This is a genomic window from Chitinophaga pollutisoli (assembly GCF_038396755.1).
Taxonomy (GTDB): Bacteria; Bacteroidota; Bacteroidia; order Chitinophagales; family Chitinophagaceae; genus Chitinophaga; species Chitinophaga pollutisoli.
This window is the reverse complement of the sequence record NZ_CP149822.1, coordinates 1,221,971-1,247,624: the sequence shown is the minus strand read 5'-3', so window position 1 is coordinate 1,247,624 and position 25,654 is coordinate 1,221,971. Positions and strand designations below refer to the sequence as shown.

Sequence of the window (25,654 nt, the reverse complement as noted above, 5' to 3'; positions counted from 1 at the left end):
TGTCCCTGTTAACGGGATAAAAGGGGAGTAAAGTTAATTGAATTTGGGAGCTGCGGAAGCTTTACGCGACAAGCCCTCATACGCGAGGTTCCTGTCGATCAGTTCGTTGATCCGCTGCACGGAGACCGCCGACCGCAGCCCGTCTTCCGGGGTGTGCAGGCAGTAATCGAGCAGCTTGCCGACCGAAGACACCGCCACATGCATCCGCGTGTCGCTGGAGGCGTAATAGATGAATATGGTACCATCTTCATCGCATATCCATCCGTTGGAGAAGAGCACATTCGACACGTCGCCGGTGCGCTCCATGTCTTCCGGCGCCATCAGGTAGCCCGCGGGCTCCGCGATCAGGCGTTCGGGAGCGTGGAGATCCGTGAGGTAGAGGTACAGCACGTAACGCAGTCCTGCCGCGCAGTTGCGGACCCCGTGCGCCAGGTGCAGCCATCCCTTTTCCGTTTTGATGGGATGGGGGCCTTCCCCGTTTTTCAGCTCCTTGATCGTATGGTAATACCGTTTGTTGATGATCGTTTCGTTTTCCACCACGGGATGCTGGATGTCTTTCACCAACGCCCATCCGATGCCGCCGCCGCGCCCGGCCATAATGAAATCGTCTTGCGGGCGCGTGTAAAACGCGTAGTGCCCGTTCACAAACTCGGGATGCAATACCACATTGCGCTGCTGACTGGCGGATTGAAGGTTGGGCAGGCGCTCCCAGGCGAGGAAGTCTTTCGTGCGCACAATGCCCGCGCTGGCCATGGCGGTGGATAAATCGCCCGGAGCGGCGTCAGGGTGATGGCGCTCGCTGCAGAACACGCCGTAAATCCAGCCGTCTTCATGCGCGGTGAGCCGGATGTCATACACATTCGTTTCATGGGGATCGGTGTCCGGCAGCTCCACGGGCCTGGGCCAGAAGCGGAACTGGTCGATGCCGTTGGGGCTTTCGGCGATGGCGAAAAACGATTTGCGGTCGGCCCCTTCTACCCGCACCATCATGAGATATTTCCCGTTCCATTTAATGGCGCCGGCGTTCATGGTGGTGTTGACGCCGATGCGCTCGAGGCACCAGGGATTGGATTGCGGATCCTGGTCGTACCGCCAGTTGAGCGGGATATGTTCCCGGGTGATCACCGGATGGCGGTAGCGCTGCACGATCCCGTTGTGATGCGCGTTGGGTGTATTGGGTTGGGCCAGCAGGGCCTCCTGGCGCTGGACGAGTGCTTCCCAGCGTTGCTGAAACTGGTCTTTCATGTGTTTTCCTTTCTTCTGCAATTGATGTATTCCTAAAATCTGTTGTCAATAATTCCCGGGATATAGGGATAAACGGGTAACCCTGTGAAATGCGGTGTTGCTGGGTGATGTGATCTCCATCTCAAAAACCACTTCTTTCGTTTGCGGATCCACTTCCACCACGCGCCCGCCGAACCCTTTGGCCGTAGGCACGCCCATACCCGGACAAAACAGCACATGCCCGGTGGTTTTCAGGTACTGCACCCCCGAAAGCGCCTGCGAAAAACCCGCCGCGCCCCGTTCTTTCCCATAAGACCATACCTGTTGCACGGTGCCTTTCGCTTCATCGATCTTATATTCCGCGGCGCGGCTGTAATGCTGCGCCTGCCCATTGGGGATAAACTGCCGGTTGTACCCGTTGTCAAACACCAGGATGTTGCCACCCGGCAGGCTCACCGGCGTATGCGGCCCCCAGGCCCAGTCGAATCCCGGCGCGGAGGCTTCTCCGTTCACCACGGCTGCATCCGTTACCGCGTTCCCGTTTTCATCCACGGGCCGCAGCAGGTAGCGCTGGTATTTAGCGCCCCAGTTTTTATGCGGTGAAATGATCCACTTCAGGGCGCCCGCCGCCGTATACGAAGCGATGCCCTGGTACCGCATGGTGACGAGCAGGTTGCCGGCGTGCTCTGCTATGGAGTTATTATGCGCCCAGTTGCCGGGCGATTGGGCGAAAGGCCCGGGCGTGGAGCCGTCGGTGAGTTTCGGATACCGAGCGGAATCGAGCATGGTGGTAAGGTCCCATTCATGCACCACGGCATTGTTGACAGGGTCCAGCTCGATGATGAAATCGTTGACGCGCGGTTTGCCGTTGGCCAGCCGGGCGGAAGTTTTGCTTACCGTGGCGAGGAAATTCCCGTTGGCGGCCTCGGCCACTTCATGATGGAAAGTATACCCGAGTTTGGCGAGATCCCACTGGCGGAGGAGCTTCCCGAACATATCCATTTCCACGATCCGTTGCTGCTGGCCGTCGCCGGAGATGAACGTCCCTTTACTGGTGCGCTTCAGCCCGATGGAGGCGCTGAAGCGCTGGAAGTCCGGCGCGTTTTTCAGCAGCAGTATCCAACGGATCTCGCCATCGGTGTCTACCATGTAGGGAACCGATACGTCGATCTCGCTTTCGCCGGGATAGCTCACGAGGTTGACGCCGGGCTCCATTTTAGCCGTTTTCGCCGCAACGATGGCGGGCGTGGGGAAGTTTTGCACGGGCAGGGGCGTGGTTTGTATGCGAACCACGGTGGAGCCGCGCTCCCTGCCGTCTTTATCAGTGTAGGTGAGGGTGACGGTGTTATTGTAATTGGCGTAGAGGCCGAGGATGGGAACGTCTTGCCGGATGAGGGTGGAGTGGCAGAGATGAGTGATGGCGCCTGAAGATCCTTCCTTCCCGGCAACGGTAACCCTGATCCGCCCAGCCGCGGGTAGCCGTAGCTCCGCCACGGCTGCCAGGGGATTGTAGCCCGAGGGGTTCAGTGTCACCGCTTCCACTATGAAATCGAGGTTGCCACCCTTCGTGGGTACGCTCACCACGGTGCCGCCGCGCAGCGTTACCAGTGTTTTCCATTTGTCCGGCTGGTCCTGTACCTGGCTGATCGCATCCGCAGGTATGCGGATTTCTTCCGTTTCGAAACGGAAAGTATACACGCCGCCGGCGAGGGAGTAACCGTTGAGCAGGCTGCCGAGGTCGGAAAGTCTTTCGAATGTCTTTGTCAGGTCGGCGTCTGGTGTTTCGGTGCCGCGTTCTTTACGGCAGGATAGCAGCGACACGGTCAGGAGGAAGGGTAGCAGCGTCCGGGATAGCCGGTGCATCAGTTTGTTCACGTTCATATGCCTGGGAGATAAGTGCAGGGAACGGAGAGCCGTTCCCTGCTGAAAATTCACGTTGCTTTACATTATTACCAAAGAGGGTGTTGCCGGATGGCGGTATTGGTGTTCAATTCATTCTGCGGAATAGGCAGATAGTAGTGTTTCGCCTGGAAGTTTTCGGCGCCCTGTTTCTTGTTGGCCACCAGGATCTGCTTCATGTCGGCGTAACTGTACCAGCGTTTCAGGTCGAAAAATCGGTGCCCTTCGAAGAAGAACTCCAGTTCGTGCTGGTGAACGATTTCCTGCATAAGCGCATCGGCGGAGCCCCAGGTTTTGGGGGCAAGCCCCGCGCGGTTGCGGATACGCGTAAGGTCGGCGGCGGCCTCTCCCAATTTGTTGGTTTTGGCGCAGGCTTCGGCATGCAGCAGCAGCACTTCCGCGAACCGCATCACGCGCAGGTTGTTGTTCTGGTTGGCCTGGTTGTAATGGCTGTTGGCGTCTTTTACGTTCTTGTAGAAGTTGGTGAACTTCTTGATGAGGAAGCGCCCTTTCTTACCGTCGATGGTCGGGTAATCGGGTGCGCCGCGGAGGCGCTTCGAAGCGGAGGCTTCCCAGATTTCATCGAACGACATATTCCCAAACCACGCGCCGTCCGCCACATTATCGGTAAAGTCGGAATGCTTCCAGAACAAACTGGTGTACATGCGCTTGTCGAAACGGGTATCCGATCCCGCGGGCCTTTCTTCCCTGATGAAACTGGAAACGATGGAGGCGGTGGGCATCCATTTGAACCAGCCCCCCGTGCCCTGGGGCCCCGCGAAGTTGGCGATCACGAAGCCCTGGGTGTCGTTGGGGCCTTCCGATCCCCAGGAACCCTGCCCAAAACCACCGTCGTATTGTATCTCGAAAACGGATTCGACGTTGTTCTCCGTGTACTCGGTGAAGTTGTCGTCGTAGTTGGCCACCAGGTCGTATGTGTAAGGTGCGGCCAGCAGGAGCTTCAGCTCCGCTTCCGCTTCGGGGTACTGTTTGGTGAAGCAGAGCGCTTTGCCAAGATGCGCGATAGCGGCGCCTTTGGTAACGCGGCCGAGTTCTTTGGCCGGGCGCGTAACCGGGAGGAATTCTTTCGCCGTTTTGAAATCCGCGATCACCTGTTTCCAGATATCCGCTTCGGGCGAGGAGGCTTTCATCACTTCGGCCTGGTCGTCGAGCGCGGGAACGAGGCGGAGGGGCACATCCCCGAAATTGGTCACGAGCAAAAAGTAAGTGTATCCGCGGAGGAAGGCGGCTTCCCCGTATAGTTCATTCCGCTTGTTTTCGTCCATCGGCACGTTGCGCACGTTTTTCATCACCACGTTGGCGCGGTTGATGGCCATGTACAGCCGCGCAAAATCGCTTTCGGCGGTATTCGGCGTATTGGTGTAGGTAGCTGGCTCCCAGTTGTGCATCTCTTCATTGAGGATGAACCACACGTCGTCTGCGCGGTTCATGGTATGCCAGCCGGTATACCCGCCGAAGTAACCGTACATCTGCCCGCGGATGGGGGAGTAAACGGTGGCCATGGCAGACTGCGCATTGGCTTCCGAAGTCCAGAAAGTCTTGTCTACGGCCTGGTTCGGATTCGTCAGGTTGAGGAATTCCGATTCATTGCAGGCTGCGAGCGCGCACGCCAGGAGGGCGGCGAAGGAAGTTTTCTTTATTGTGGAGAAGTTCATTGTTATCATTTTTCGGTCGATGTTGCGGATGACGGTCTTAGAAATTCACCTGGAGGCCTACCATGATCGTTCTGGCGAGCGGGAAGCGCCCGTGGTCGGTGCCTCTTGTCATGGTGCCGCCGCCACCGCCGTTCTGTTCGTTGTTCTGGCCCATGTCGGGGGAATAGCCCTTGTATTTGGTGATGGTGAAGGCGTTGTCCATCGCTGCGTACACGCGGGCGTCGCGGAAGCGCACTTTCTGCACCAGGCTGCCGGGCAGGGTGTAGCCCAGTTCGAGCGTCTTGAGGCGGAAGAAGGAGCCGTTTTCCAGCCAGCGGTCGCTCACGCGGCGGGCGTTCTTGTTTTTGTCTTCCTGCGTGAAGCGGGGCAAGTCGGTATTGCGGTTTTGCTCCGTCCAGGCATCGAGGGCGCGGATGCCGAAGTTGGTGTATTCGTTCATCGATTCCATGCGGGCGCGGGTGTAGTTGTAGATCTTGCTGCCGGTCATCCCGTCGAAAAAGAATCCGAAATCGATCCCTTTATATTCCAGCGATCCGCGGATGCCGTACATGAAGCTGGGGAAGGGGCTGCCAGCGAACTGACGATCATCGTCGCCGATCTTGCCGTCGCCGTTGAAGTCGATGAAGCGGATATCACCGGGCTTCGCATCGGGCTGGATCAGCTGGCCGTTTTTATCTTTATGCGCGTTCACTTCTTCCTCGCTCTGGAACAGTCCGTCGGTCCTGGTCACGAAGAATGAACCGATGGGATATCCCACTTTCGCCCAGGTTACCGTACCCTCGCCCTGCGGGTTGTAACCGCCGAATTCCTGCACGGTGCTGCTTACGGTGATGGCTTTCACTTTGTTTTTGGCGGTGGAGCCGTTTACGCCGATGCTGTATTTCACCTGGCCGAAGTTGCTGCGGTAGTTCACCAGCGCTTCATAACCGGTGTTGCGGATCACGCCGGCGTTCATCGGGGGACTGCCCTTGATGCCGGTGGAACCGGGCTGGCCGATGCTCAGCAATACGCCGTCGGTTTCTTTGATGAAGTAGTCGGCGCTGATGGTCAGCTTTCCTTTGAAAAGGCTCGCGTCCATACCGATGTTGCTGGTTTTGGTTTCTTCCCAGGTCAGCTGTGGAAGCGCTACCCATTCCACACCGGTGTTGGCGCCCATCCACCAGGTGCCGCCCTGGATGTAGTTGATGCCGCTGCTGCTGATGCTTTGCGTGGTGTAGTTGGCGATTTCCTGGTTGCCGAGCACGCCGTAGCTGGCGCGTAACTTCAGTTCGTCCACTTTATTTTTCAGCCCGCCGAAGAATTTCTCGTTCATGACGTTCCAGCCTACGGACACCGAGGGGAACGTGCCGTACTGGTGGCCCGGCGCGAAGCGCGAGGAGCCGTCGCGGCGTACCGATGCGGAGAACAGGTAGCGGGAATCGTAGCTGTAGATCAACCGGCCGAACATCGATACCAGGGCGTTTTCCTGCAGCGAACCGTTGGTGGATTGCTGCGTGGTGGGGCCTGCGTTGATGGCGTCGGTGCCGAAGGGGATGTCCAGCCTGCTGGCGCCGAACCCGCGGTTGGCATTCTTCTGCGCCGCATAACCCAATACGGAAGAAACGTTGTGCTTACCGAACTCATTGTCGTAATGCAGCGTGTTCTCCGCCAGCCACTGGTTGTTGAAGAAGGCGTTCTCCGCCAGGCGCGACTGGTAAGCGCCGGAGCCGAAGTCGTACGGTACGTTGGCGTTGTAGTTACGGCCATTGGCGCGGTTAACGCCGACGTTGAATTTGTATTTCAGTCCTTTCACGAAAAGATCCACTTCCGCGTAACCGTTGATGAGCAATTCGTTGGTGTGTTGCTGCTCGTTGAACAGCATCGAACGGCCTACGGGGTTATCCATGTTTTTCATCCAGGGCGAGATGCCGGTGTAACCGCCGGGCTGGTCGGGATCGGTTACTGTCATCAGCGGATTCTGGCGAAGCGCGTCGGTGATGGTCATGGAGTTGATCTGTTTGTTGGAATTGCGCAGCAAAATGGTGTTTCCCAGCCGTACATGGTCGTTCAGGAAGTTGAAAGTATTTTTCGCGCGGATGTTGTAGGATTTAAAACCGGAGTTGAGCAAAATGCCTTTCTGGTTGATGTAACCGGCGGAAAGGTTGTAGGTCGAACGGGCGGTACCGCCTGCCACACTCAAATTGATCTTGGAAATGGGGGCGGAGCGGTATACTTCGTCCTGCCAGTTGGTGCCAACACCGGTGAAGTCGATGGCTTCCTGGGGCAGGTAACCGGATTGGCGCATAACGTTTTTCCATTGCTGGGCGTCGAGCACGCCGAGTTTGCGGGTGACGTTCTGCACGCCGGTGAGGGCGTTGATATTGACAACGGGCGCCATGTCTTTCCGGCCGCTTTTGGTGGTAACGAGCACTACGCCGTTGGCGGCGCGGGCGCCGTAGATGGCGGCGGCGGAGGCGTCTTTGAGCACTTCGATGCTGGCGATGTCTGCCGGGTCAACCATGTTCATATCGCCATACACGCCGTCGATCACATAGAGGGGGGCGTTGGAACCGAGGGAGCTGAGGCCGCGGATATTGATGCTCATGCCGGCGCCGGGCTGGCCGCCGCTGTTGGAAACGGTTACGCCTGCGATGCGCCCCTGCAGGGCGGATGCGGCGCTCCTTGCGATATCGGCCTGGAGGTCTTTACCGGTCACGGAAGCCACCGCGCCCGTGAGGTCTCTTCTCTTCACACGGCCGTAACCTACCACGATCACTTCATCGAGACGGCTGTCTGATTCGAGTGTAATGGCGATGCTGTTGGCCGCGCCGATCTTGAATTCGATTTTCTGCATGCCTACAGAGGAGAATTCCAACACCTGGCCCTGCGCCGCCTCCAGGGAAAAATTCCCGTTGGCGTCTGTAGTGGTGCCTTTGTTGGTGCCCTTGATGCGGACGGTAGCGCCAGGGATGCGGTTGTTCTCCCGGTCGGTTACCGTGCCCTTCAGCGGACGGGCCTGCTGCGCCGAAGCGCTGAGGCTGAATACTCCAAATAGCAGTATGAATGCGATTTTTTTCATACGTAGAAGCGGATTTTTAATTGTATTGAAGAAAGATGTCTATGTGTAACGTGCCCCTGCAGGGATAGCTTTTGCTTATCATTTTTGGTTGACTGTCCCATTTTAACCGGTGGTAAAGCTAGAGGAATGGAAGAACGGAGGATTGTCCGCATTGCTCAATTTCATTGAACTATCCATCCAATTTTTTGCAGGGAAGAAAAGGTGGGAAAAATGTAGACACGACGACTCATGACGAAGGAGGACGATCAGCATCCGGTAGCCGCTTCGAAAGGATTAATTGTAGAAATGACGCTGGATAATAACCCGATTCGCAAGGGCATGTACTTACCTTGAAACGGTTGTTTCTTGTACGATTTGTTCAATACGCTTGAACTCCTGGGTCAGGGGGTTTAGATGATGGTTTGATGTTTCCGGGAGATCTCGCGGTATTCCACCGGCGTAATGCCTTTCGCTTTCTTGAAGACGCGGTAGAAGTAGGAAACGCTGTTGAACCCGCACCGCGCCACCACATCCGGAACGGGCGCGCCCGCCTTCAGCTCCTGCACGGCCATGTTGATCCGCACATCCAGCAGGTAATCCGTGAAATTCATTCCGGTATGCTGCTTGAGGAACCGCGCGAAGGTGGACCGGCTCATGTTGAGGATAGCCGCCGCTTCGTCGAGCCGGAGGTCGCCGGATACATGCCGGTTTACGTGCATCCGCAATTGCTGGAGCTGCCTTTCTGCGCTGTTGATCTCCGGCGTGGCGGTGCTCGACAGTTCCCGGTAATCATCTCCCTTTGACAATTCATGCAGCAAAATGAAAAACCGCATCACGGAATAAAAACCATCGTTTTCCATGGTGAGGATCCGCAGCAAAGGCTGCACCCGGTCGATGGTCGCCGGCCCGAAGCAAACGCCCCTCGCCGCCCGGGCAAACAGCTGGCGCACGCTGCGGAACTGGTTCTTATCCAGGTACTGCTCGATAAGCGAAGCGTGGAACTGCACGGTAATCTCGTGGATGTTGCTGGAAGTGCAGGCGCCGTCTTTCCAGGCGTGCTTGAGCTCCGGGTTGGCGATCAGCACCAGGTCGCGGTCGGCAATGGTTTCCACCGAATCGCCGATGATGCGCTCCGCACCCGGCGCGCCTTCCACGAAATTCAATTCATATTCGGGATGTACGTGAACGGGAAACGTGAACGACGATTTGCGGCGGTCGAATACAACAAAACAATCTTTTTCCGAAAGCGGTGATTGCTCGCGGTAAATCTCAGGAGTAGTCATCTTTGGACGTATAAAACGTGTTATGCGCCGCTAATGTACTGATTTAGCGCTAATCCCGGGAATAAAGCAGGCCCGCCGTTTCCGGCTGGCCTGCTGCATGGCGGCGCAGATCAGGGGTTTTCTACATCGCCAGCCTCGTTTGGGCCAGGCAGCGTTTCAGCGAAATGGATGCCGCAGAAAAGGGGATGCCCTGTTCCCCCTCTTCCTGGCGCTGTTCAGGCGGTGGAGCCGGGGCGTGGCGAAATATTTCGCGGACGTATGTAACAACGCGGAGCCCCGGTGTGGGGGCTTCGCCTTTGTTTTTGCAGGGAAATCGGCCAGTTCATCCCCCGTTACGCCGTACTAACTGAGGGGTAAAGTAAGGGTTAAAGAGGGGTAACAGTATATAAAAGGCATATCCGCCTATATGGAGGTATATGGTATCCTTATAGAAATCAATCAGTTAGTATACAGTAACTACCCTTTTACCCCCTTTTACCTATGTTTCATATACATTCCCCTCGTCTTTACCACCCCGGATTTGTCGCTTTCCTTGTCCAAAGGGTATTTTATGCCAATTACCGGCGCCTGCCGCCGTATTGCCGCAGTACCCGCTCAGTAGGGACTTAGTAGGGATACCGTACTGTAACCGTACTAAGACCGTTGCCGGGTTACTCCAGGGCGATCCCGTACACTAACCCGTTTGTGGAGGTAGCAATTACCATATTGTCATGGAAAAGCGGGGTGGAAGTGAAGGGGCCGAGCTTGTATAGTTTGTCCATCACGGTAATGGTGGTGCTGTATTGCTCGAAAGGCGCTCCCGCGGCGAGGTGCCCGAAATTGATCGACTGGGCGCTGTCCAGCAGTTCGGCGGCGTGGGATTGTCTTTGAGGCGTGTCGAAAATGCCGGTGGAGCGGAACGTATTGCGGTCGAGGAGTTGCAGCCGGCCGGTGAAGTCTCCGTAGCAAAGCGTTCCGCCGCTGAGGGCCGGGCCTCCGAAAATGTACCCGCCGCCCTTCGCCTGGTGCAGCTCCCGGCCCGTGCGGGCGTCGAGGCAGAGCATGAGGTAAGAATCCGACGTGCCGATGAAAACATGATCCGCCGTGGCCACTGCGTCGCCGGGGATCCAGGCCACGCCACCGTTGTACACCCAGGCCGTGTCGCCCGACTGCAAATCCAGTGCGTGGACGCGCGCGTCGCGGGCGCCGATGTACACCTTTCCGTTGGCTATGGCCGGACGGGATTGTATGCCTTCGAGTACGCCGTGGTACAGGGTGTCCGTCCCGGTTTTGTATTTCCATTTGAGTTGCCCGGTGTGCGCGTCGAGGGCATAGAGATAAGTGTCCCAACTTCCGGCTACCACTGTATTGGCGCTATAAGCCACGCTGCCATGGACCGGCCCGCCGGTCCGGAACTTCCAGGCCTGCCTGCCGGTGGCGATATCCACCGCGTAAATGCAGCTGTCGCTGCTCCCGAAATATACATATTTGCCGTCGGCGGCTGGGGAAGACAGGAAGAAGTCGTAAGGGTCTACCATGTATTGCGTGAGCGGTTGCATGGTCCAGAGCCCTTTGCCGCCGAGCTTCTTTTCACCACCGGTCCTGAACCGCCAGCGCTCTTTCCCGTTACGGACGTCTACCGCGTAGTAATGTCCGTCGTAGCTGCCGATTATGGCCACATTACCCGCAACGCAGGGTTCCGTGGCGATGCCGCCTTTCGTTTTGAACGCCCAGCGCAATTGCCCGGTATTGGCGTTCAGCGCGTACAGCTTGTGGTCGGAATTGCCTGCCAGGAGTGTGGAGTCAATAAGCGCAGGGGTGTTGAAAAAACGCCCTTCGGTGGCGAAAGTCCAGCGGATGGCGCCGAAAGTTTTGTCTTGTGCCGCGGAATAAAGCCCCAGGGCAACGAGCCCCGTTGTCAGGATAAAGGATTTCATAATGTCGTGGAAAATATTTGAAGGTTAAATGATCGGGAACGGGATCAGGGGAGATCGCCCAGCGTTACCTGGTACTGCTTCAGCGCCTGCAACGTGGCGGTGCCGTAATGCCGGCCGATGGGAATGCTCGAACGGGCGATCTCTATCATATGATGACTGAATTTTTCAATTTTAGGAATGGAAACGATGTAGCTCCGGTGTATCCGGATAAACTTGGTTTCCGGCAGTTTCTCTTCCAGTTCCGAAATGGAGTGATAGGCGCGGAACACGTCTTTCCCCGTATTGATGAGGATGTAATTTTTCTGCGCTTCCACAAAATGAATGTCATCCAGCAGGATCTTCACCATTTTCTTTTCGCAACGGATAAAAATAAACGGCGGTTCGCTGATGACGGCGGACTTGCTGGTGTTGGATTCCAGCAAATGCTTGTCGAGCTTGATGAACCGGTTCACCGCCTTGAGGAAGCGCTCGAAGGGAATGGGCTTCAGAAGAAAATCCACCGCATCGAGGTCAAACCCTTCCACCGCGTATTGCGCGTGTGCCGTGGTGAAAATCACGTTGGGCGCGGGCGATAGGGAGCGGATGAAATCCAGCCCGTTGATACCGGGGAGATTGATGTCGGCGAAGATCAGGTCGACCTTCTCGCTGTTCAGGCACCGCATGGCCTGCGTGCCGCTGGTGAACACGCCTGCGATATGCAGCAGTTCCACCCGCCCGATGTAGATCTGCAACAGATCCGCCGCGGGCTTTTCGTCTTCAATGATAATGCAGTTAATATGCTCCGTCATGCGATGCGAGTTTCAGTTTCAGGTACACGAAATAGCTGTCTTCGCTCTGGTTGATCTTCAACGTATGGTCGTCTCCGTAAATGAGCTGCAACCGGCGTTTCACATTCTCCAAACCTACGCCGCCGCCGGAAGCGAGCGGGTGGCCGGCGTACCCGCTCACGGCGCTGTTCTCGAACCGCGCGGTAAGGGTTTGTTGCTGTATGGAAACGGACAGCGTGATCCAGGTGTCGCCGTGCTCGGTAGGCATGCAGTGTTTGAAACTGTTTTCCACGAACACCATGAGCAGAAAGGGTTCGATATATTTTCCCCCCGCCTGCCCGTCGATATGAAAACTGATCTGGACGTGCTCGTTGAAGCGCGCTTGCTGCAAAGAGATATAATCTTCCAGGTAGCGGATTTCTTTTTCCAGCGGGATAAGCTTGGTGTTGATCTCGTTGATGGAATACCGCAGCAGCGACGACATGCGCGACGTGATCTCCGCCGATTCCGGCGACGTGAGCAGCGTTTTGGCGTAAAGGGTATTGAGTACGTTGAAGATAAAATGCGGGTGGAATTGGTTGCGGAGGATCACCAGCTCGGCCTGTGCTTTCTCTTCCGCGATCACCGTGGACCGGTGTTGTTCCTGCATCCAGTTATAGAACAGTTTGATGGACAAGGGGATGGTGAGCACGAACTGCAGCTTGATGACGCTGTAGATGAAAGGGGAAATGCTGAATAGGGGCTCTTTGCGCCAGTGGGTGAGGAAATATTCGAGGATGAAGGTATTGTCGAGCCAGCGCTGGATGGTGGCGAAAAGAAATACCAGCGGGATGTAGCAAAGGAGGAAGAGGCGCACCTTTTTACGGAAGAGGAACCGGTCGGCCAGCACTTCCAGCACGATGGCCACGAACAGCGCGCGCATGGGGAGGCTGATGAGCTCGGAAGCGAATGCATTGCGGTAGTCGTGGTAAGGCCCGGCCTGGACGAACCCGAAGACCAGTACATATGCCGACCAGTATATCGCATAGAAACTCTTTTTGCCCAGTTTGGAACGTGGTATATCTATCATGGAAAGGGCGCTTACTGACCGGAAACTAATTAAAAAATGCCAATCCGGGTACAATTTATACAAACGACGGATTGGCCGGGATGAATGACAAAAATCGGTTGCAATTGTTCGTCTGTCATCGTCGGCTGGTTGTCGGTATAAGCCGCTTTTCGGGCGGAAAGGGAATACATACCTTGGTTGCATCACTGATACCCAGATTCTACGCTATGACACGAAAAACGATACTGGCGCTGCTTTTGGCGGCTATTCCCCTGGTTGCTTCCGCGCAAAACATCCGGGTGTTCCCGGAACACTGGTGGGCGGGGATGCAAACGAATCAATTGCAGCTGATCCTTCGCGGCAGCGATTCCCTCTTCGGTAAAGGCACGGTTTCCACGGCGTATCCCGGGGTGGAGATCCGTAAAGTAACGGCGTTTTCGAACGGGCGCTACCTGGCGGTGGATATCACGCTGGATAAAGGCGTACAGCCGGGCGCCGTGCCGCTGATGCATGTGCGCAACGGGCGGAAGACGACAGTTTACTGGCCGGTGAAAGCCCGGAAAGGTATGCCGGGGAAGGATTTCGCCAGGGGTATCTCCGGGGCGGATCTTATTTACCTGTTGATGCCTGACCGCTTCGCCAACGGCGACCCTTCCAATGACCGCGTGCCAGGCATGCGCGACCAGTCGCTCGACCGCAGCGACTATTACGCCCGGCACGGCGGGGACTTTGCCGGGGTGATCCGCCACCTGGATTATTTGCGGGAGCTGGGCGTTACGGCGCTGTGGATGACACCCGTCATGGAAAACGATATGCCCAACCGCACCGAGCATGGCTATGCCATCACGGACCATTACCGGATCGATGCGCGCTACGGCGGCAACGAAGGGTACAAACGGCTGCGCGACTCACTGCAGGCGCGGGGCATGAAGCTGGTGCAGGATGCGGTGTACAATCATACCGGGACTTACCATGTGATCGTGAGCGACCTCCCGGAACAAGATTGGCTGAACCAATGGCCGTCGTTCACCGGCACCAGCGCGCGGGAGCAGGCGCTCTTCGATCCGTATGCTTCCGCCAACGATAAAAAACGCATGACCGACGGATGGTTCGTAAAGGAGATGCCCGACTGGAACCAGCGCAACCCTTACGTGGCGAACTTTATCACGCAAAATGCCATCTGGTACGTGGAGGAATTCGGTGTGGACGCCATCCGGCTCGATACTTACATGTATAACGACCTGGCTTTCGCCAATGCCTGCAACGTCGCCCTGCTGCGGGAATATCCTTCCATCAGCCTCTTCGGGGAAGTGATGGTGCAGCATAGTCCCAACCAGGCGTTCTTCGCGGAGAACCATATCGCTACGGCGTTTAAAAGCAACCTGCCCGCCGTGCTGGATTTCACGGCGCTTTTCAACGGGATATTCCCGGCGCTGGCGCAGGAGCCGGGATGGTATACCGGCATCGTGCATCTCTACAACGCGATGGCGCACGACTTCCTGTACCGCCAGCCGGAAAAGAACGTCATCCTGCTCGATAACCACGACCTGCCGAGGTTCTTCACCCGGATGGAAGGAAACGTGGCGCGGCAGAAAATGGCGTATACCTGGCTGCTTACAGCCCGCGGCATCCCGCAAATGTATTACGGTTCGGAAGTGCTCATGGCGGGCGATACGAAGCCCGACGGGCTGGTGCGCCTCGATTTCCCCGGCGGCTGGCCAGGCGATGCCAAAAATGCATTTTCAGGCGAAGGGTTGACGGCAGCCGAGAAATCCATGCAGGACCTCGTCAAAAAGCTCGGCACCTACCGCAAAACTTCCCCCGCGCTGCAAAGCGGCAAATTCATGCAGTACACCCCGCAGGACGGATTATATATCTACTTCCGGTATACAGACGGCCAAACAGTCATGTGCGCGATGAACACCACGAAAGCGCCCCGCCGCGTCGATATCCCTTACCTCTCCGAACGCACCGGTGGCTTTACGAAAGCCAGGAACGTCATCGATGGCGTGGAGCATTCGTTGCAGGACGCCATCGTGATCCCCGCGCAGGAAATGTGGGTACTGGAATTGAAGTGATCGTCTCAACAGCTTATTCCCTCACAGCATACAAGTTTTATCACCAAAATCCACTTCTCGTTATGAAAAAGTTCTACAACCGGCTTTGGCAATGCCTACTGCCGGCGCTGCTGGCGCTCCCGGTCCTGGCCCAGGTACAGGTGGGCGGGCGGGTCACCGATGCATTGAGCGGCGAGCCCCTCCCCGGTGTGAGCATCCAGATCAAAGGATCGGCACGCGGCACGCAAACAGATGCACGCGGTCAGTTCACGATCTCCGGCGTTACACCGGCATCGGTCCTTGTCTTTACCTTCCTGGGCAAACAACCCCTCGAAGTGGCCGTAGGCACGCAAACCGATATCCGCGTAGCCCTGGCCGACGATAACCGCGAACTGCAGGAAGCCGTCGTGATCGGGTACGGTACCCAAAAGAAGAAGGAGCTTACGGGCAGCATCACGACCGTTACCGCGAAAGATTTCAATAAAGGCAGCATACAAACGCCTGAACAGCTTATCGCGGGCAAGGTGGCCGGTGTTTCGATCGTGTCGAACAGCGGGCAGCCCGGCGTGGGCAGCACCATTCGCATCCGGGGCGGCTCCTCGCTGAACGCCAGCAACGATCCGCTCATCGTGATAGACGGCGTGCCTTTCAGCGGGCAGGGCATCAACGGCGCGCCCAATCCCCTGTCGCTCGTGAACCCCGGCGATATCGAAAGCATCACCGTGCTGAAGGATGCTTCGGCCACCGCCATTTACGGTTCCCGCGCTTCGAACGGGGTGTTGCTCATCACCACGAAGAAAGGCGTGGCCGGTAAACCGAAATTCAATTTCAATACCAGTCTGGGCGTGGCGCAGCGCGCGAAGGAAGTGGAAGTATTATCGGCGGCCCAATTCCGGCAATACGTGGATTCTTTCGGTACGGCGGCGCAGCGCGGGCTGATGGGGGACGCGGCTACAGACTGGCAGGAGGAGATTTACCAGACCGGGCTTACGTCGGACAATAACCTGAGCGTGAGCGGCAGCCTGGGGAATATGCCTTACCGCGTATCCGCCAACCTGCTGCATCAGAACGGCATGCTGATCACCGATAGGTTGCAGCGTTCCCATCTTTCCGTCAACCTTTCCCCGCATTTGTTCGACCGGCACCTGAAGATCAACGTGAGCGTGAAAGGCGCCATCACCAAGGCGCACTACGCCAATCAACAGGCTATTATCAACGCCGTGCAGTTCGATCCCTCGCAGCCGGTACGCGATACGGCCAGTCCGTTTGCCGGCTATTACGAATGGTACACGACGGACAATACCGGTGAAATCACCCTCAACCCCAACGCGCCCCGCAATCCCGTGTCGCTCATCCGGATGCAGGATAATAATGCTACGGTCAGGCGCAGCTATGGCAACCTGGAACTGGATTACAAGTTCCACTTCCTTCCTGAACTGCGCGCTAACCTGAACCTCGGCTACGATATCTCCCGCGGAAACGGCACTACCTTCGTGCCGGCGGACGCAGGGCAGCAATTTGCGGCGGGCGGGCAGAACAACCGCTTCCTGCAGGAAATCAGCAACAAGGTCGGCGAGTTCTATCTGAGCTACCTCAAGGAAATTCCCGGGATCAAGTCCACCGTCAATGCCATGGCGGGTTACGGGTATTACGATAACGCCACCACCAATTACAATTACGCCAACTTCAATGCGAAAGGGGATACGATTTCGGGGAGCGTGCCGCTTTTCCCGTTCGATAAGCCGCAACATACGCTGATTTCGTATTACGGCAGGCTGATCTATACGTTCGACGACCGCGTGGTGTTTGCGGGCTCGCTCCGGACCGACGGCTCTTCCCGCTTCGCGCCGGAAAACCGTTGGGGAGTATTTCCTTCCGCGGCCATCACCTGGCGCCTCAACCGCGAAGCCTTCCTCCGCAACAGTGAAACCCTCAGCGACCTGAAGCTCCGCCTCAGCTACGGCGTCACCGGCAACCAGGACGGCATCGCCAATTACTCCTGGATGTCGATCTACGGTACCAGCACCAACGCGAGCATGTACCAGCTGGGGGATAAATACTATTACCTGCAATCGCCCGCGGCATACGACAAGGATATCAAATGGGAGCAAACCGCGACGTTGAATGGCGGGGTGGATTTCGGGTGGTTCAACGGCCGGTTGTCCGGCAGCCTGGACGTATACTTCAAAAAAACGAAGAACCTGCTCAACACCGTGCCCATTCCCATCGGGTCGAACTTCAGCAACCAGTTGCTCACCAATGTGGGGAACATCGAGAATAAAGGTGTGGAACTGAGCCTGTCGGCCATTCCGGTGCAAAACGACCGGCTGACCTGGGACGTGAATTTCAATATCACTTATAACAAGAACAAGATCACCAACCTCACGGCCATCAACAATCCCAGCTTCCTGGGGAACCTCACGGGCGGGATTACCGGCGGCACCGGGCAAACGATCCAGATCCATTCGGTGGGATATAACACGTTTTCGTATTTCGTGTACAAGCAGGTATATGATAAGAGCGGGCGGCCGCTGGAAGGGGTGTATGAAGACCTGGACAAAAACGGCGTCATCAACCAGCGCGACATGTACCGGTACAAATCCCCCGCGCCGGTGGTATTCCTGGGATTCAGCACGCGCGTGGCATTCGGGAGATGGGATGCGGCAACGGCGCTGCGCGCCAACCTGGGGAATTACATGTATAATAATGTCGCATCCAATTTTGGCGTGCGGCGAAGCATCATCAATCCGCTCGGCTTGCTGAATAACAGTACCACCGACATCTATAAGACGGGTTTTTACAACAACCAGTACCAATCTGATTATTACGTGCAGAACGCTTCTTTCCTGCGGATGGACAATCTCACGCTGGGGTACAATGCGGGCGCTTTGTTCGGCAGCCAGGTAAAGCTGCGCATCAACGCGGCTTGTCAGAATGTATTCGTGCTCACGAAATACAAGGGGCTGGACTCGGAGGTGAACGGCGGGATCGATTACAACCTGTATCCCCGGGCGCGCACGTTTGTGCTGGGCGTAAACCTGGACTTCTGATCTCAAAATTGCATCAACATGAAATCGAAAATATTGCAGACGATAGCGCTGATCGGCGCCATGGGTGTAACGGCCTGTCATAAGGACCTGGACCGGGCGCCTACCAATTCGAACACGGCCGCGGTAACGTACAGTACCATTGAAGGTTACCGGCAGGTGGTGGCGAAAGTATATGCCAGCATGGCATTGGCGGGGAATAACGGCATCAACGTGTCGGACCTGGCGGGCATTGACCCCGGGCAGGCGGACTTCCTGCGGCTGTACTGGAACGCGCAGGAATTGCCGACGGAAGAGGCGATGTGCGTGTGGAACGACCCCGGCATCCCGGATTTTCATAATCTGAACTGGACGAGCGCCAACTCCTTGCTCACGGCATTGTATAACCGTTGCATGTTCCATGTATCGATCGTGAACGAGTTCCTGCGGGAGTCGACGGATGCGAAGTTGTCGGAGCGCGGGTTTTCTGGGAAAGATGTGGAGGAGATACAGCTTTTCCGGGCGGAGGCGCGCTTCCTGCGGGCTTTCCAGTATTGGGTACTCATGGACCTGTTCGCCAATCCGCCTTTTGTAACGGAGGAGGATCCCGTGGGCAAGTTTGTGCCGAAGCAGACGAACCGGGCCGCGCTGTTCGCTTTCGTGGAATCGGAGCTGCTGGCGGTGGAGCCGCTGGTGAAAGCGGCGCGGACGAACGAATATGCCCGGGTGGACCGGGGCGCGGTGCAGGCCCTCCTGGCCAGGCTGTACCTGAATGCGGCGGTGTACCTCGGGGAGGGGAATGCGAAGTATGGCAAGGCGGTGGAATATGCCGGGAAAGTAATCGCGGGCGGATATGCATTGAAGCCGGTTTATCGGGAACTGTTTATGGCAGACAACCATATCGGGAATACGGAAGTTATTTTGCCGATTGCGTATGATGGCGTGAATACACAGAACAACGGCGGCACCACGTTCATCATCAACGCGGCCATCAACGGGGATATGCGGCCGGCCGATTTTGGCGTGCCTGGCGGCGGATGGGGTGGCAACCGGGCTACCCGCGCGCTGCCGGAGTTGTTTGAAGACGCCAGCGGCGCAACAGACAAGCGGGCCATGTTCTTCGGCGACAAGCCCGAGATCGATGATGTGGCGGAGTTTTCGGAAGGGTTGCGGGTGGTGAAGTTCCGGAACAGGACCACCACGGGCGAAACGCCTGAAGCGCCAGGAGGGGCTTTCTGTTCAGTAGATTTCCCGCTCTTCCGGCTGGCCGAGCAATACCTTATTTACGCCGAAGCGGTGAAGCGCGGCGGGGGCGGGAGCGAGGCCACGGCGCTGGGGTACCTCAACCTGCTCCGGGCGCGCGCCTATGGCGATGCTTCGGGGAATATCGCGTCCTACAACCTGGATTATATTTTGTCGGAAAGGGGCCGGGAATTGTATTGGGAAGCCTTCCGCAGGACGGACCTCATCCGCTTCGGCCGGTTTACCTCGGGGGAGTACCTCTGGCCCTGGAAAGGTGGTGTGAAAGACGGCAAAGGCGCGGAAGCCTTCCGCAACATCTATCCCATCCCCGACACCGATCTTACCGCTAACCCTTCACTGGTACAGAACAATGGTTACTGACCGCAAAACATTACTGCCATGATCAAAAGATATTGCACATACCTGTTCCTCTGTGCCCTGGGGCTTTTCGCCGCGTCGTGCGAAAAGGATGAGGTAAGAACGGTAGCGGGCGACGGCACCGCCACTACCATGCAGGCCAGCGCCACCACGCTGGTACTGGAAAAGCCGAATGCAGGCGCGCCTGCCGTCACATTCAAATGGAACGCCAGCACCTTCGGGTTTAGCGGCGTGGTAAAATACAGCATCGAATTCGCGAAGAAAGGAACGGATTTCGCCGTGGTGAAAGCCGTGGCGGCAGACACGCTTCTGAAAACGCTGACCGTGGGCGAGCTTAATACCATCGCCAACGCGCTGGAACTGGATAACGGCATCCCGCAGGAAATGGAAGTGCGCATCAACGCTTACATCAGCCGCGATTACCCGGCGGCCTATTCCAACGTCACCGGCCTGGTAGTCACCTCCTACATGGACCTCATCGATTACCCCTCGCTCTGGGTGCCCGGCGATTACCAGGGCTGGAGCCCGGCTTCCGCGGCCAAGCTCGCCTCCCTGAAGTCGGACGAGCAATATGAAGGGTTCGTACATTTCCCCGGCGCCAATACGACTTTCAAACTAACCACACAGGCCAACTGGGATGGGAAAAATTACGGCGGCACAAGTGCGGGCAACGGCGGTGCGCTTTCCACCTCCGGTGATAACCTGGCCGTTTCCGGGGCGGGGTATTACTTCCTGCAGGTGAACCTGGGCGGCAGCGCCTGGACCGCCACCAAAACACAGTGGTCGCTGATCGGGAACGCGGCCAGCGGCTGGGATACGGATGTGGACATGACTTTCGATCCGGAGAAAAATGTTTGGACGGCTACGTTGAACCTCACGGCCGGCGCCCTCAAATTCAGGGCCAACCACGCCTATGACATCAACTTCGGCGACAACAAGCTTTCCGATCCCTTCCTGAACCGTGGCGGGAAAGATATTCCCGTGGCGGAGGCGGGCAGTTACGAAGTAACGCTCGACCTGAGCCGCGCAGGCAATTACATGTATTCGATCGTCAAGAAATAGGGAAAGATTTAGCGTAGTGTTTACAGACAGTGAAGATCCGTTGAACGGGGGCTCCTGCATCGGCAGGGGCCTTTTTTGTCTTAATTGGAATAGAGGCGGATCATTTCCGCTAGGCCGATCACGCTGTTGACGTTCAGTTTTTCGAATATCCGGCTTTTGTAGGTGCTGACGGTGGTGACCTGGATATTGAGGGTTTTGGCGATGTTCATGACGCTCATGCCCTTTCCCAGCAGGAGCATCACTTCCTTTTCGCGGCCGGAAAGCGCCAGCAGCGGATTGGCGGCTTCGGGGGAGGAGGGGTGGCCGTGATGGCCGTGATGGTCCAGCAGCCGCGTGCGGATCCCGGGCGTGAGATATTTGCCGTCTTCGGCCATGGTAAGGATCGCACGGCGGATTTCTTCTTCTGGCGCATGTTTCTCCAGGTAGCCGTCAGCCCCCGCCTGGATGTAGTTAATGCCGAACATCTGCTCATCGTACCCCGAGAATATCAGGATGCGGATGCCGGGCTGCCGGAGGCGGACGGCGCTGATCATTTGCAGGTTGTTGCCGCCCGGGATATTGATGTCGAGAATGAGCAGGTCGAAGGTTTGTTCCGAAAGTTGACGGATGGTTTCATCGAAATCGGCGGCTTCCACCACCTTCACGGGATCGAGGATGTCCCTGATGATGGCGGTGATGCCGAAACGCACGATGGCGTGGTCTTCCGAAACGAGGACTGATTTCATAGTAAGGTTATATGCCGGCAAATCTAGCGAATTTGAAAGGGACCTGCTGTGCGTTCAGTCTCTTTCGGGAAAAATAGAAGTATTACTACATGCCGTGCCCCGGTTCTCTGGTATCTTCGTGCCCGTTTAGAAAACGACCGGTTTTCCACCCGATTTGCGCGGAAATCTACCCGTCCGCCAGGGCTTTCTGCTGCTATCCACCCGCAATTTGAACTACCCGCTACTTGCCCGTATGAACAGGCTGGGAGGTTGTATATTAAGTTTTTTGGTTTTTCAAAGGATATGGTTTGAGAAAAAGGTTGTCATTCCTGGCGACCTTTTTTCATACCCTGCATTCCCGGAACGGCTACACGAAGATGTCGCAAACTTGTCTTCATACACCATATTTGCCGGAAGTTAGGATTTCGGAAAACGGTGCACTACATTTGCCCTGCAAAAAACGGAAACCACCCAAAGACCTGAGAACACAGATCACCATATTGGTACTGCTATTCCATTGCCTGACCCTGGCTGCCCAGACCGGTCAGGATACCTCACCATATCTGTTACAGCATTTCGACAACAGCAGCGGCCTGCCCCAAAACAGCGTGAACGCCATTGCCGCGGACCCGGAAGGGTATATCTGGCTGGCGACGGAAGGCGGGCTGGTGCGGTACGACGGGCTGCACTTCAAGCTGCGCAACGCTGAGCACCCCGCGCTCAGGAACAACCGTTTCTACTATATTTTCCATAACCGGGAGGACCGCTTCTCCGCCATGAACTACGACAACGAGGTGGTGCTGATCGAAAACGGTGAAGTCCGACGCGATACCACAGCCCGCCTCGCCGGGATGGACTACGTGCGCTGGCGGCAACCCCTGTATCAGCGCGACAGCGGCACGGCTTACCATATCCGCATTCCGAACCGCCCGCAAAGCTGGGGCGCAGATCTCACCGCCTTCCGTTGGCATCTCAGCGGCAACCGTACGATCCGATACGAAAACGGGGTCATGACTTCCATCCGCAACAACAATACCGAATACCGCCATGCCTTCCGCAGCAACGGCAGCTGGCATTTTTTCCTGCTGGGCGATATCCTTTTTTTCTCGGGAAAGACGGGCGTACCATCCGCTTCGGCGCCGATATGCATACCGCGCCGCTGGAAGGCGATATCCGCCGTGCGCCCGCTTACCGTGGCAATCCCGGTGCGATAGTTGTGTATTGGAACCGGCTCACCCCGGGGCATGTGATCCTCTATCTCGATAAAACTTTTTACCTCGCACAGCGCCAGGGCGATGTTATTACCACCCGCAGGCTGTTCTCCGGGTTCGACGGCGCGGCGCGGAATATCACCAGCACTTACTACGACAAAGTTTCGGGAAGGCTTTACCTGGGCAGCAGCACACTGGGGCTGTACATCCTTTCGCCGCAGCTTTTCGCCAGCAAACACGCGCCGGAAGCGGTGAACAGTCATTACAGCATGATCCCGCTGGAGAATGATGCGCTGCTGTCTTCCGGATACATCCTGCGCGTACCGGGGCAACCCGGCGAAGCCGCGCGCCTTTGGCAGGAAACGAGCATGGACCGCTACAGCCTCGCGCCCGACGGAGCAGGAGGGGTATGGCAGAAAGGGCATGCGCTGTTGCGCCATACGCGGCTGTTTCCTTACAAAGTGCTCGGAGAATGGGATTTGCCGGGAAAGATTACCATGCTGTACCGCGACAGCCGCCAGCGGTTGTGGATCGGTACCCATAAAACAGGAATCTGGACCATCCATAGCCGCCATCCGCAAAGCGCGCCTGAAGCGTTCATCAACATCCGGGAGGACGCCACCTGTTTCGCGGAAGACGGCAACACCATGTTCATCGGCACCGACGGCGCTTTTTACGCATATAACGAGTCTTCGCGCAGGATCGATACCGTGAAGGGGCTTACAGATAAATATGTGCGGAGCGCCAAAGTTGTGGCGCCCGGTGAAGTCTGGATCACGACGTACGACCATGGCTTCTTTCTGTATAAAAACGGGCGGCTGACGGCTTTCCCTTACGATAACGACCGGCATATTGTAAACGCTCATTGTATGTATTACGACCGGAACGGCTATTTCTGGATTCCTACCAACAAAGGGCTTTTCCAGGTACGACGGGCGGATCTGCTGGCGTATGCGGGGGATACCAGCATGTTGCCTTATTATTATTACTACGACCGGAACGACGGGTTTGCCAGCAACGAGTTCAACGGCGGCTGCCAGCCCTGTGCGGCGGAACTGGGGAACGGGTACGTGGCGCTGCCATCCATGAACGGCGTAGTGTATTTTCATCCCGATTCAGTGCACCCCGTGCTGCCGGCGCAGCCCGTTTCGCTTGACCGGGTGATGCTGGATAAGAAATCCCTGGCGCCCCAGGGCCTGGCGGACCTTCCGGAGGCATTCAATTCCCTCCAGCTGGAGTTCAGCGCCCCTTACATGGGCAACCGCAAGAACCTGCAACTGAATTACGCCCTCATCCGCGAAAATGTCCCCGATACGATCTGGAACCCGCTGCCGGTGGATGGCCGCGTGATGATTTCCGCCCTGCCGCCGGGGGATTATTCGCTGCTGGTGCGCAAGCCGGACGGATTTGGTTTCGGGAATTATTCCGACAAGATCGTGGCGCTGCACGTGAAAAAGCCCTGGTACGAATCGCGTGTTTTTTATGGGATATTGCTGGTGCTGGGGATCGGCATTACGGTGCTCGTTTCCCGGTTGCGGACCTTGTACGTGAAACGGAAGAACGACATGCTGGAAGAGCTGGTGGCCTCCAAAACCCGCGAGCTGCAGGTGAAGTCGGCGCTGCAGGACAAGATCATCCAGTCGGTGAGCCACAACATCCTTACCCCATTGAAATACCAGCAGCTGCTGTCGCGGAAGATATTTGAATCGAAGGAAAAGGATACGGTGTCGTTTACGGAGATGGCGCGGATCATGAACGATCACACCCATTACCTGTACCACATGGTGGCCAACCTGTTGAAATACCTGAAGAGCCAGATCGGCGACCGGGAAGTGCTGGAAACGGTGTTTGCACCGGCGAATACGGCGGATGCGGTGATGCAGATCTTCGCGGAAATCGCGCGGGAGAAAGGGACGGCGTTGGTGAACGATATCCCGGACACGCTGATGCTATACGGCGATGCGCTGCTGGTGTCGGTGATGCTGTACAACCTGACCGACAATGCCGTGAAAGTGACGCGGAAAGGGCGCATCGTACTGGAAGCGCGGAGAGAGGGCGGTGGCACGGTGCTGGTGATATCGGATTCCGGGCCGGGGATGCGCGCCGACCTGATGCAATGGTTTAATAACGGCGAATTGCTGGATGCTCCTATTGCGGGTGGTGGCATCGGGTTGATGATCGTGAAGGAGCTGGCGCATAATATGGGCCTGCATGTGGCGGTGACCGCAGAAATGGGGCTTGGGAGCCGGTTTACAATCTGGTTTCCGGGCGAACGGGGTATGCATTGACCTTTCCCGCCAGTTCTATAATATTGTTAACTCCCATCTTCCCGAAAATTTTTGCTTTAAACGTACTGAGAGTAGACGACTGGATATTGAGGGCCGCCTTGATCTCCGGGTTCGAGGCGCCGCGGATCATCATTTGCATCACTTCGAATTCGCGGGGGGATAGGGTGGAGAATTCCGTTGATTTGCTTTTCGGGAAATGGCCGAGCAGGCGCGATTGCATGGGCGTGCTGATCCAGGGGGCGCCGCCGAGGACGGTCCGGATAGCATCCTGCACCGTTTCGGGAGGGGCTGTTTTCTGAAGATAACCGCAGGCGCCGGCTTTGAGATAACTCATGGCATGCGTTTCTTCATCAAAATTCGAAAATACCAGGATAGGCGTAGCCGGCCGGATTTCCCTGACTTCGGCGATCATCCGCGGGTGGCCGCCGCCGGGCAACTGGATATCCAGTAAAAGCAGGTCGCAGGCTTCTTCCCGCAACAATTCCAATACCTGGTAGAAGGAATCCGCTTCGCGGATATAGGCTTCAGGATAGATGGCGCCGATAATGATTTTAACTCCCATTCTCAGGACGCTATGGTCTTCCGCAATAATAATTGAAGGCATAAGGTTTTCGGATTCGTAGAAATATTTCTATGGTTAGAATTACTGACAATATAAAAATAGAAAACGATTGACACACAGACAAATTTGTGGCCGGTATTTTTGCCTGTCGTCGTTAGAAAAATAGAAGAGTATCCGCTTTAACCGTTCCTAAAACCACAAAGTTCATATTCCTATGCATTGATCTTTACTTTCCCCTTGCCATATATATACCTCATAACCGTCGTGTCCGGGC

Annotated in this window: 16 protein-coding genes; 6 read left to right on the top strand and 10 right to left on the bottom strand. The window is 56.5% G+C overall.

Annotated elements, in window-relative coordinates; genetic code table 11:
- Window positions 1–33: 33 nt before the first annotated feature.
- The 8 genes from WJU16_RS05170 to WJU16_RS05135 form a co-directional block, all read right to left on the bottom strand.
- A complete protein-coding gene (locus tag WJU16_RS05170; protein WP_341837257.1) occupies window positions 34–1,245 on the bottom strand; it encodes a glycosidase in 1,212 nt (403 codons plus the stop codon).
- A 45-nt stretch (window positions 1,246–1,290) separates the two neighbouring features.
- Window positions 1,291–3,105, bottom strand: coding sequence for an aryl-sulfate sulfotransferase (locus WJU16_RS05165; RefSeq protein WP_341837256.1), 1,815 nt, complete (start codon window positions 3,103–3,105; stop codon window positions 1,291–1,293).
- A 68-nt stretch (window positions 3,106–3,173) separates the two neighbouring features.
- Window positions 3,174–4,799 carry a RagB/SusD family nutrient uptake outer membrane protein gene (locus WJU16_RS05160; RefSeq protein WP_341837255.1) on the bottom strand — a complete coding sequence of 542 codons (1,626 nt, stop codon included), beginning with the start codon at window positions 4,797–4,799 and terminating at the stop codon, window positions 3,174–3,176.
- A 37-nt stretch (window positions 4,800–4,836) separates the two neighbouring features.
- Complete coding sequence (locus WJU16_RS05155; protein ID WP_341837254.1) at window positions 4,837–7,857, bottom strand: TonB-dependent receptor; 3,021 nt, start codon at window positions 7,855–7,857, stop codon at window positions 4,837–4,839.
- 389 nt (window positions 7,858–8,246) lie between these two features.
- On the bottom strand, window positions 8,247–9,119 hold the full coding sequence (locus tag WJU16_RS05150) for an AraC family transcriptional regulator (RefSeq protein ID WP_341837253.1): 873 nt from the start codon (window positions 9,117–9,119) through the stop codon (window positions 8,247–8,249).
- 650 nt (window positions 9,120–9,769) lie between these two features.
- Window positions 9,770–11,035, bottom strand: a complete 1,266-nt coding sequence (locus tag WJU16_RS05145; RefSeq protein WP_341837252.1) for a PQQ-binding-like beta-propeller repeat protein — start codon at window positions 11,033–11,035, stop codon at window positions 9,770–9,772.
- Window positions 11,036–11,079: 44 nt separating this feature from the next.
- Window positions 11,080–11,823 carry a LytTR family DNA-binding domain-containing protein gene (locus tag WJU16_RS05140; RefSeq protein WP_341837251.1) on the bottom strand — a complete coding sequence of 248 codons (744 nt, stop codon included), beginning with the start codon at window positions 11,821–11,823 and terminating at the stop codon, window positions 11,080–11,082.
- Window positions 11,807–12,871: a histidine kinase gene (locus WJU16_RS05135; RefSeq protein ID WP_341837250.1), complete on the bottom strand. Its 1,065-nt coding sequence runs from the start codon at window positions 12,869–12,871 to the stop codon at window positions 11,807–11,809. The genes WJU16_RS05140 and WJU16_RS05135 overlap by 17 nt, the downstream gene beginning before the upstream one ends.
- Before the next feature lie 206 nt (window positions 12,872–13,077).
- Between WJU16_RS05135 and WJU16_RS05130 the strand changes: the two genes are divergently transcribed.
- From WJU16_RS05130 to WJU16_RS05115, 4 genes are all read left to right on the top strand, one after another.
- Window positions 13,078–14,928: an alpha-amylase family glycosyl hydrolase gene (locus tag WJU16_RS05130; RefSeq protein WP_341837249.1), complete on the top strand. Its 1,851-nt coding sequence runs from the start codon at window positions 13,078–13,080 to the stop codon at window positions 14,926–14,928.
- A gap of 62 nt (window positions 14,929–14,990) precedes the next feature.
- A complete protein-coding gene (locus WJU16_RS05125; RefSeq protein ID WP_341837248.1) occupies window positions 14,991–17,957 on the top strand; it encodes a TonB-dependent receptor in 2,967 nt (988 codons plus the stop codon).
- Between the two features lie 18 nt (window positions 17,958–17,975).
- Complete coding sequence (locus tag WJU16_RS05120) at window positions 17,976–19,556, top strand: RagB/SusD family nutrient uptake outer membrane protein (RefSeq protein ID WP_341837247.1); 1,581 nt, start codon at window positions 17,976–17,978, stop codon at window positions 19,554–19,556.
- 18 nt (window positions 19,557–19,574) lie between these two features.
- A complete protein-coding gene (locus WJU16_RS05115; RefSeq protein WP_341837246.1) occupies window positions 19,575–20,615 on the top strand; it encodes a SusE domain-containing protein in 1,041 nt (346 codons plus the stop codon).
- Between the two features lie 80 nt (window positions 20,616–20,695).
- On the opposite strand, the gene WJU16_RS05110 is transcribed toward WJU16_RS05115, so the two are convergent.
- A complete protein-coding gene (locus WJU16_RS05110) occupies window positions 20,696–21,340 on the bottom strand; it encodes a response regulator transcription factor (protein WP_341837245.1) in 645 nt (214 codons plus the stop codon).
- Between the two features lie 425 nt (window positions 21,341–21,765).
- On the opposite strand from WJU16_RS05110, the gene WJU16_RS05105 reads away from it, so the two are divergent.
- Both WJU16_RS05105 and WJU16_RS05100 read left to right on the top strand, forming a co-directional pair.
- The gene (locus tag WJU16_RS05105) at window positions 21,766–22,533 is read left to right on the top strand and encodes a two-component regulator propeller domain-containing protein (protein ID WP_341837244.1); all 768 of its coding nucleotides are present in this window, start codon (window positions 21,766–21,768) and stop codon (window positions 22,531–22,533) included.
- Entirely contained in the window at window positions 22,464–24,818 is a 2,355-nt protein-coding gene (locus tag WJU16_RS05100; protein WP_341837243.1) for a HAMP domain-containing sensor histidine kinase, read from the top strand. Before WJU16_RS05105 ends, WJU16_RS05100 begins: the two co-directional genes overlap by 70 nt.
- On the opposite strand, the gene WJU16_RS05095 is transcribed toward WJU16_RS05100, so the two are convergent.
- Window positions 24,781–25,422: a response regulator transcription factor gene (locus WJU16_RS05095; RefSeq protein WP_341837242.1), complete on the bottom strand. Its 642-nt coding sequence runs from the start codon at window positions 25,420–25,422 to the stop codon at window positions 24,781–24,783. The genes WJU16_RS05100 and WJU16_RS05095 overlap by 38 nt on opposite strands.
- Window positions 25,423–25,654 lie beyond the last annotated feature (232 nt).

Bases quoted from the DNA above. Each gene is read 5' to 3' on its own strand.
- WJU16_RS05135 (WP_341837250.1), bottom strand. From the start codon at position 12,871: ATGATAGATATACCACGTTCCAAACTGGGCAAAAAGAGTTTCTATGCG.
- WJU16_RS05130 (WP_341837249.1), top strand. From the start codon at position 13,078: ATGACACGAAAAACGATACTGGCGCTGCTTTTGGCGGCTATTCCCCTG.
- WJU16_RS05095 (WP_341837242.1), bottom strand. From the start codon at position 25,422: ATGCCTTCAATTATTATTGCGGAAGACCATAGCGTCCTGAGAATGGGA.
- WJU16_RS05170 (WP_341837257.1), bottom strand. From the start codon at position 1,245: ATGAAAGACCAGTTTCAGCAACGCTGGGAAGCACTCGTCCAGCGCCAG.
- WJU16_RS05125 (WP_341837248.1), top strand. From the start codon at position 14,991: ATGAAAAAGTTCTACAACCGGCTTTGGCAATGCCTACTGCCGGCGCTG.
- WJU16_RS05110 (WP_341837245.1), bottom strand. From the start codon at position 21,340: ATGAAATCAGTCCTCGTTTCGGAAGACCACGCCATCGTGCGTTTCGGC.
- WJU16_RS05115 (WP_341837246.1), top strand. From the start codon at position 19,575: ATGATCAAAAGATATTGCACATACCTGTTCCTCTGTGCCCTGGGGCTT.
- WJU16_RS05140 (WP_341837251.1), bottom strand. From the start codon at position 11,823: ATGACGGAGCATATTAACTGCATTATCATTGAAGACGAAAAGCCCGCG.
- WJU16_RS05155 (WP_341837254.1), bottom strand. From the start codon at position 7,857: ATGAAAAAAATCGCATTCATACTGCTATTTGGAGTATTCAGCCTCAGC.
- WJU16_RS05150 (WP_341837253.1), bottom strand. From the start codon at position 9,119: ATGACTACTCCTGAGATTTACCGCGAGCAATCACCGCTTTCGGAAAAA.
- WJU16_RS05120 (WP_341837247.1), top strand. From the start codon at position 17,976: ATGAAATCGAAAATATTGCAGACGATAGCGCTGATCGGCGCCATGGGT.
- WJU16_RS05100 (WP_341837243.1), top strand. From the start codon at position 22,464: ATGCATACCGCGCCGCTGGAAGGCGATATCCGCCGTGCGCCCGCTTAC.
- WJU16_RS05145 (WP_341837252.1), bottom strand. From the start codon at position 11,035: ATGAAATCCTTTATCCTGACAACGGGGCTCGTTGCCCTGGGGCTTTAT.
- WJU16_RS05165 (WP_341837256.1), bottom strand. From the start codon at position 3,105: ATGAACGTGAACAAACTGATGCACCGGCTATCCCGGACGCTGCTACCC.
- WJU16_RS05160 (WP_341837255.1), bottom strand. From the start codon at position 4,799: ATGAACTTCTCCACAATAAAGAAAACTTCCTTCGCCGCCCTCCTGGCG.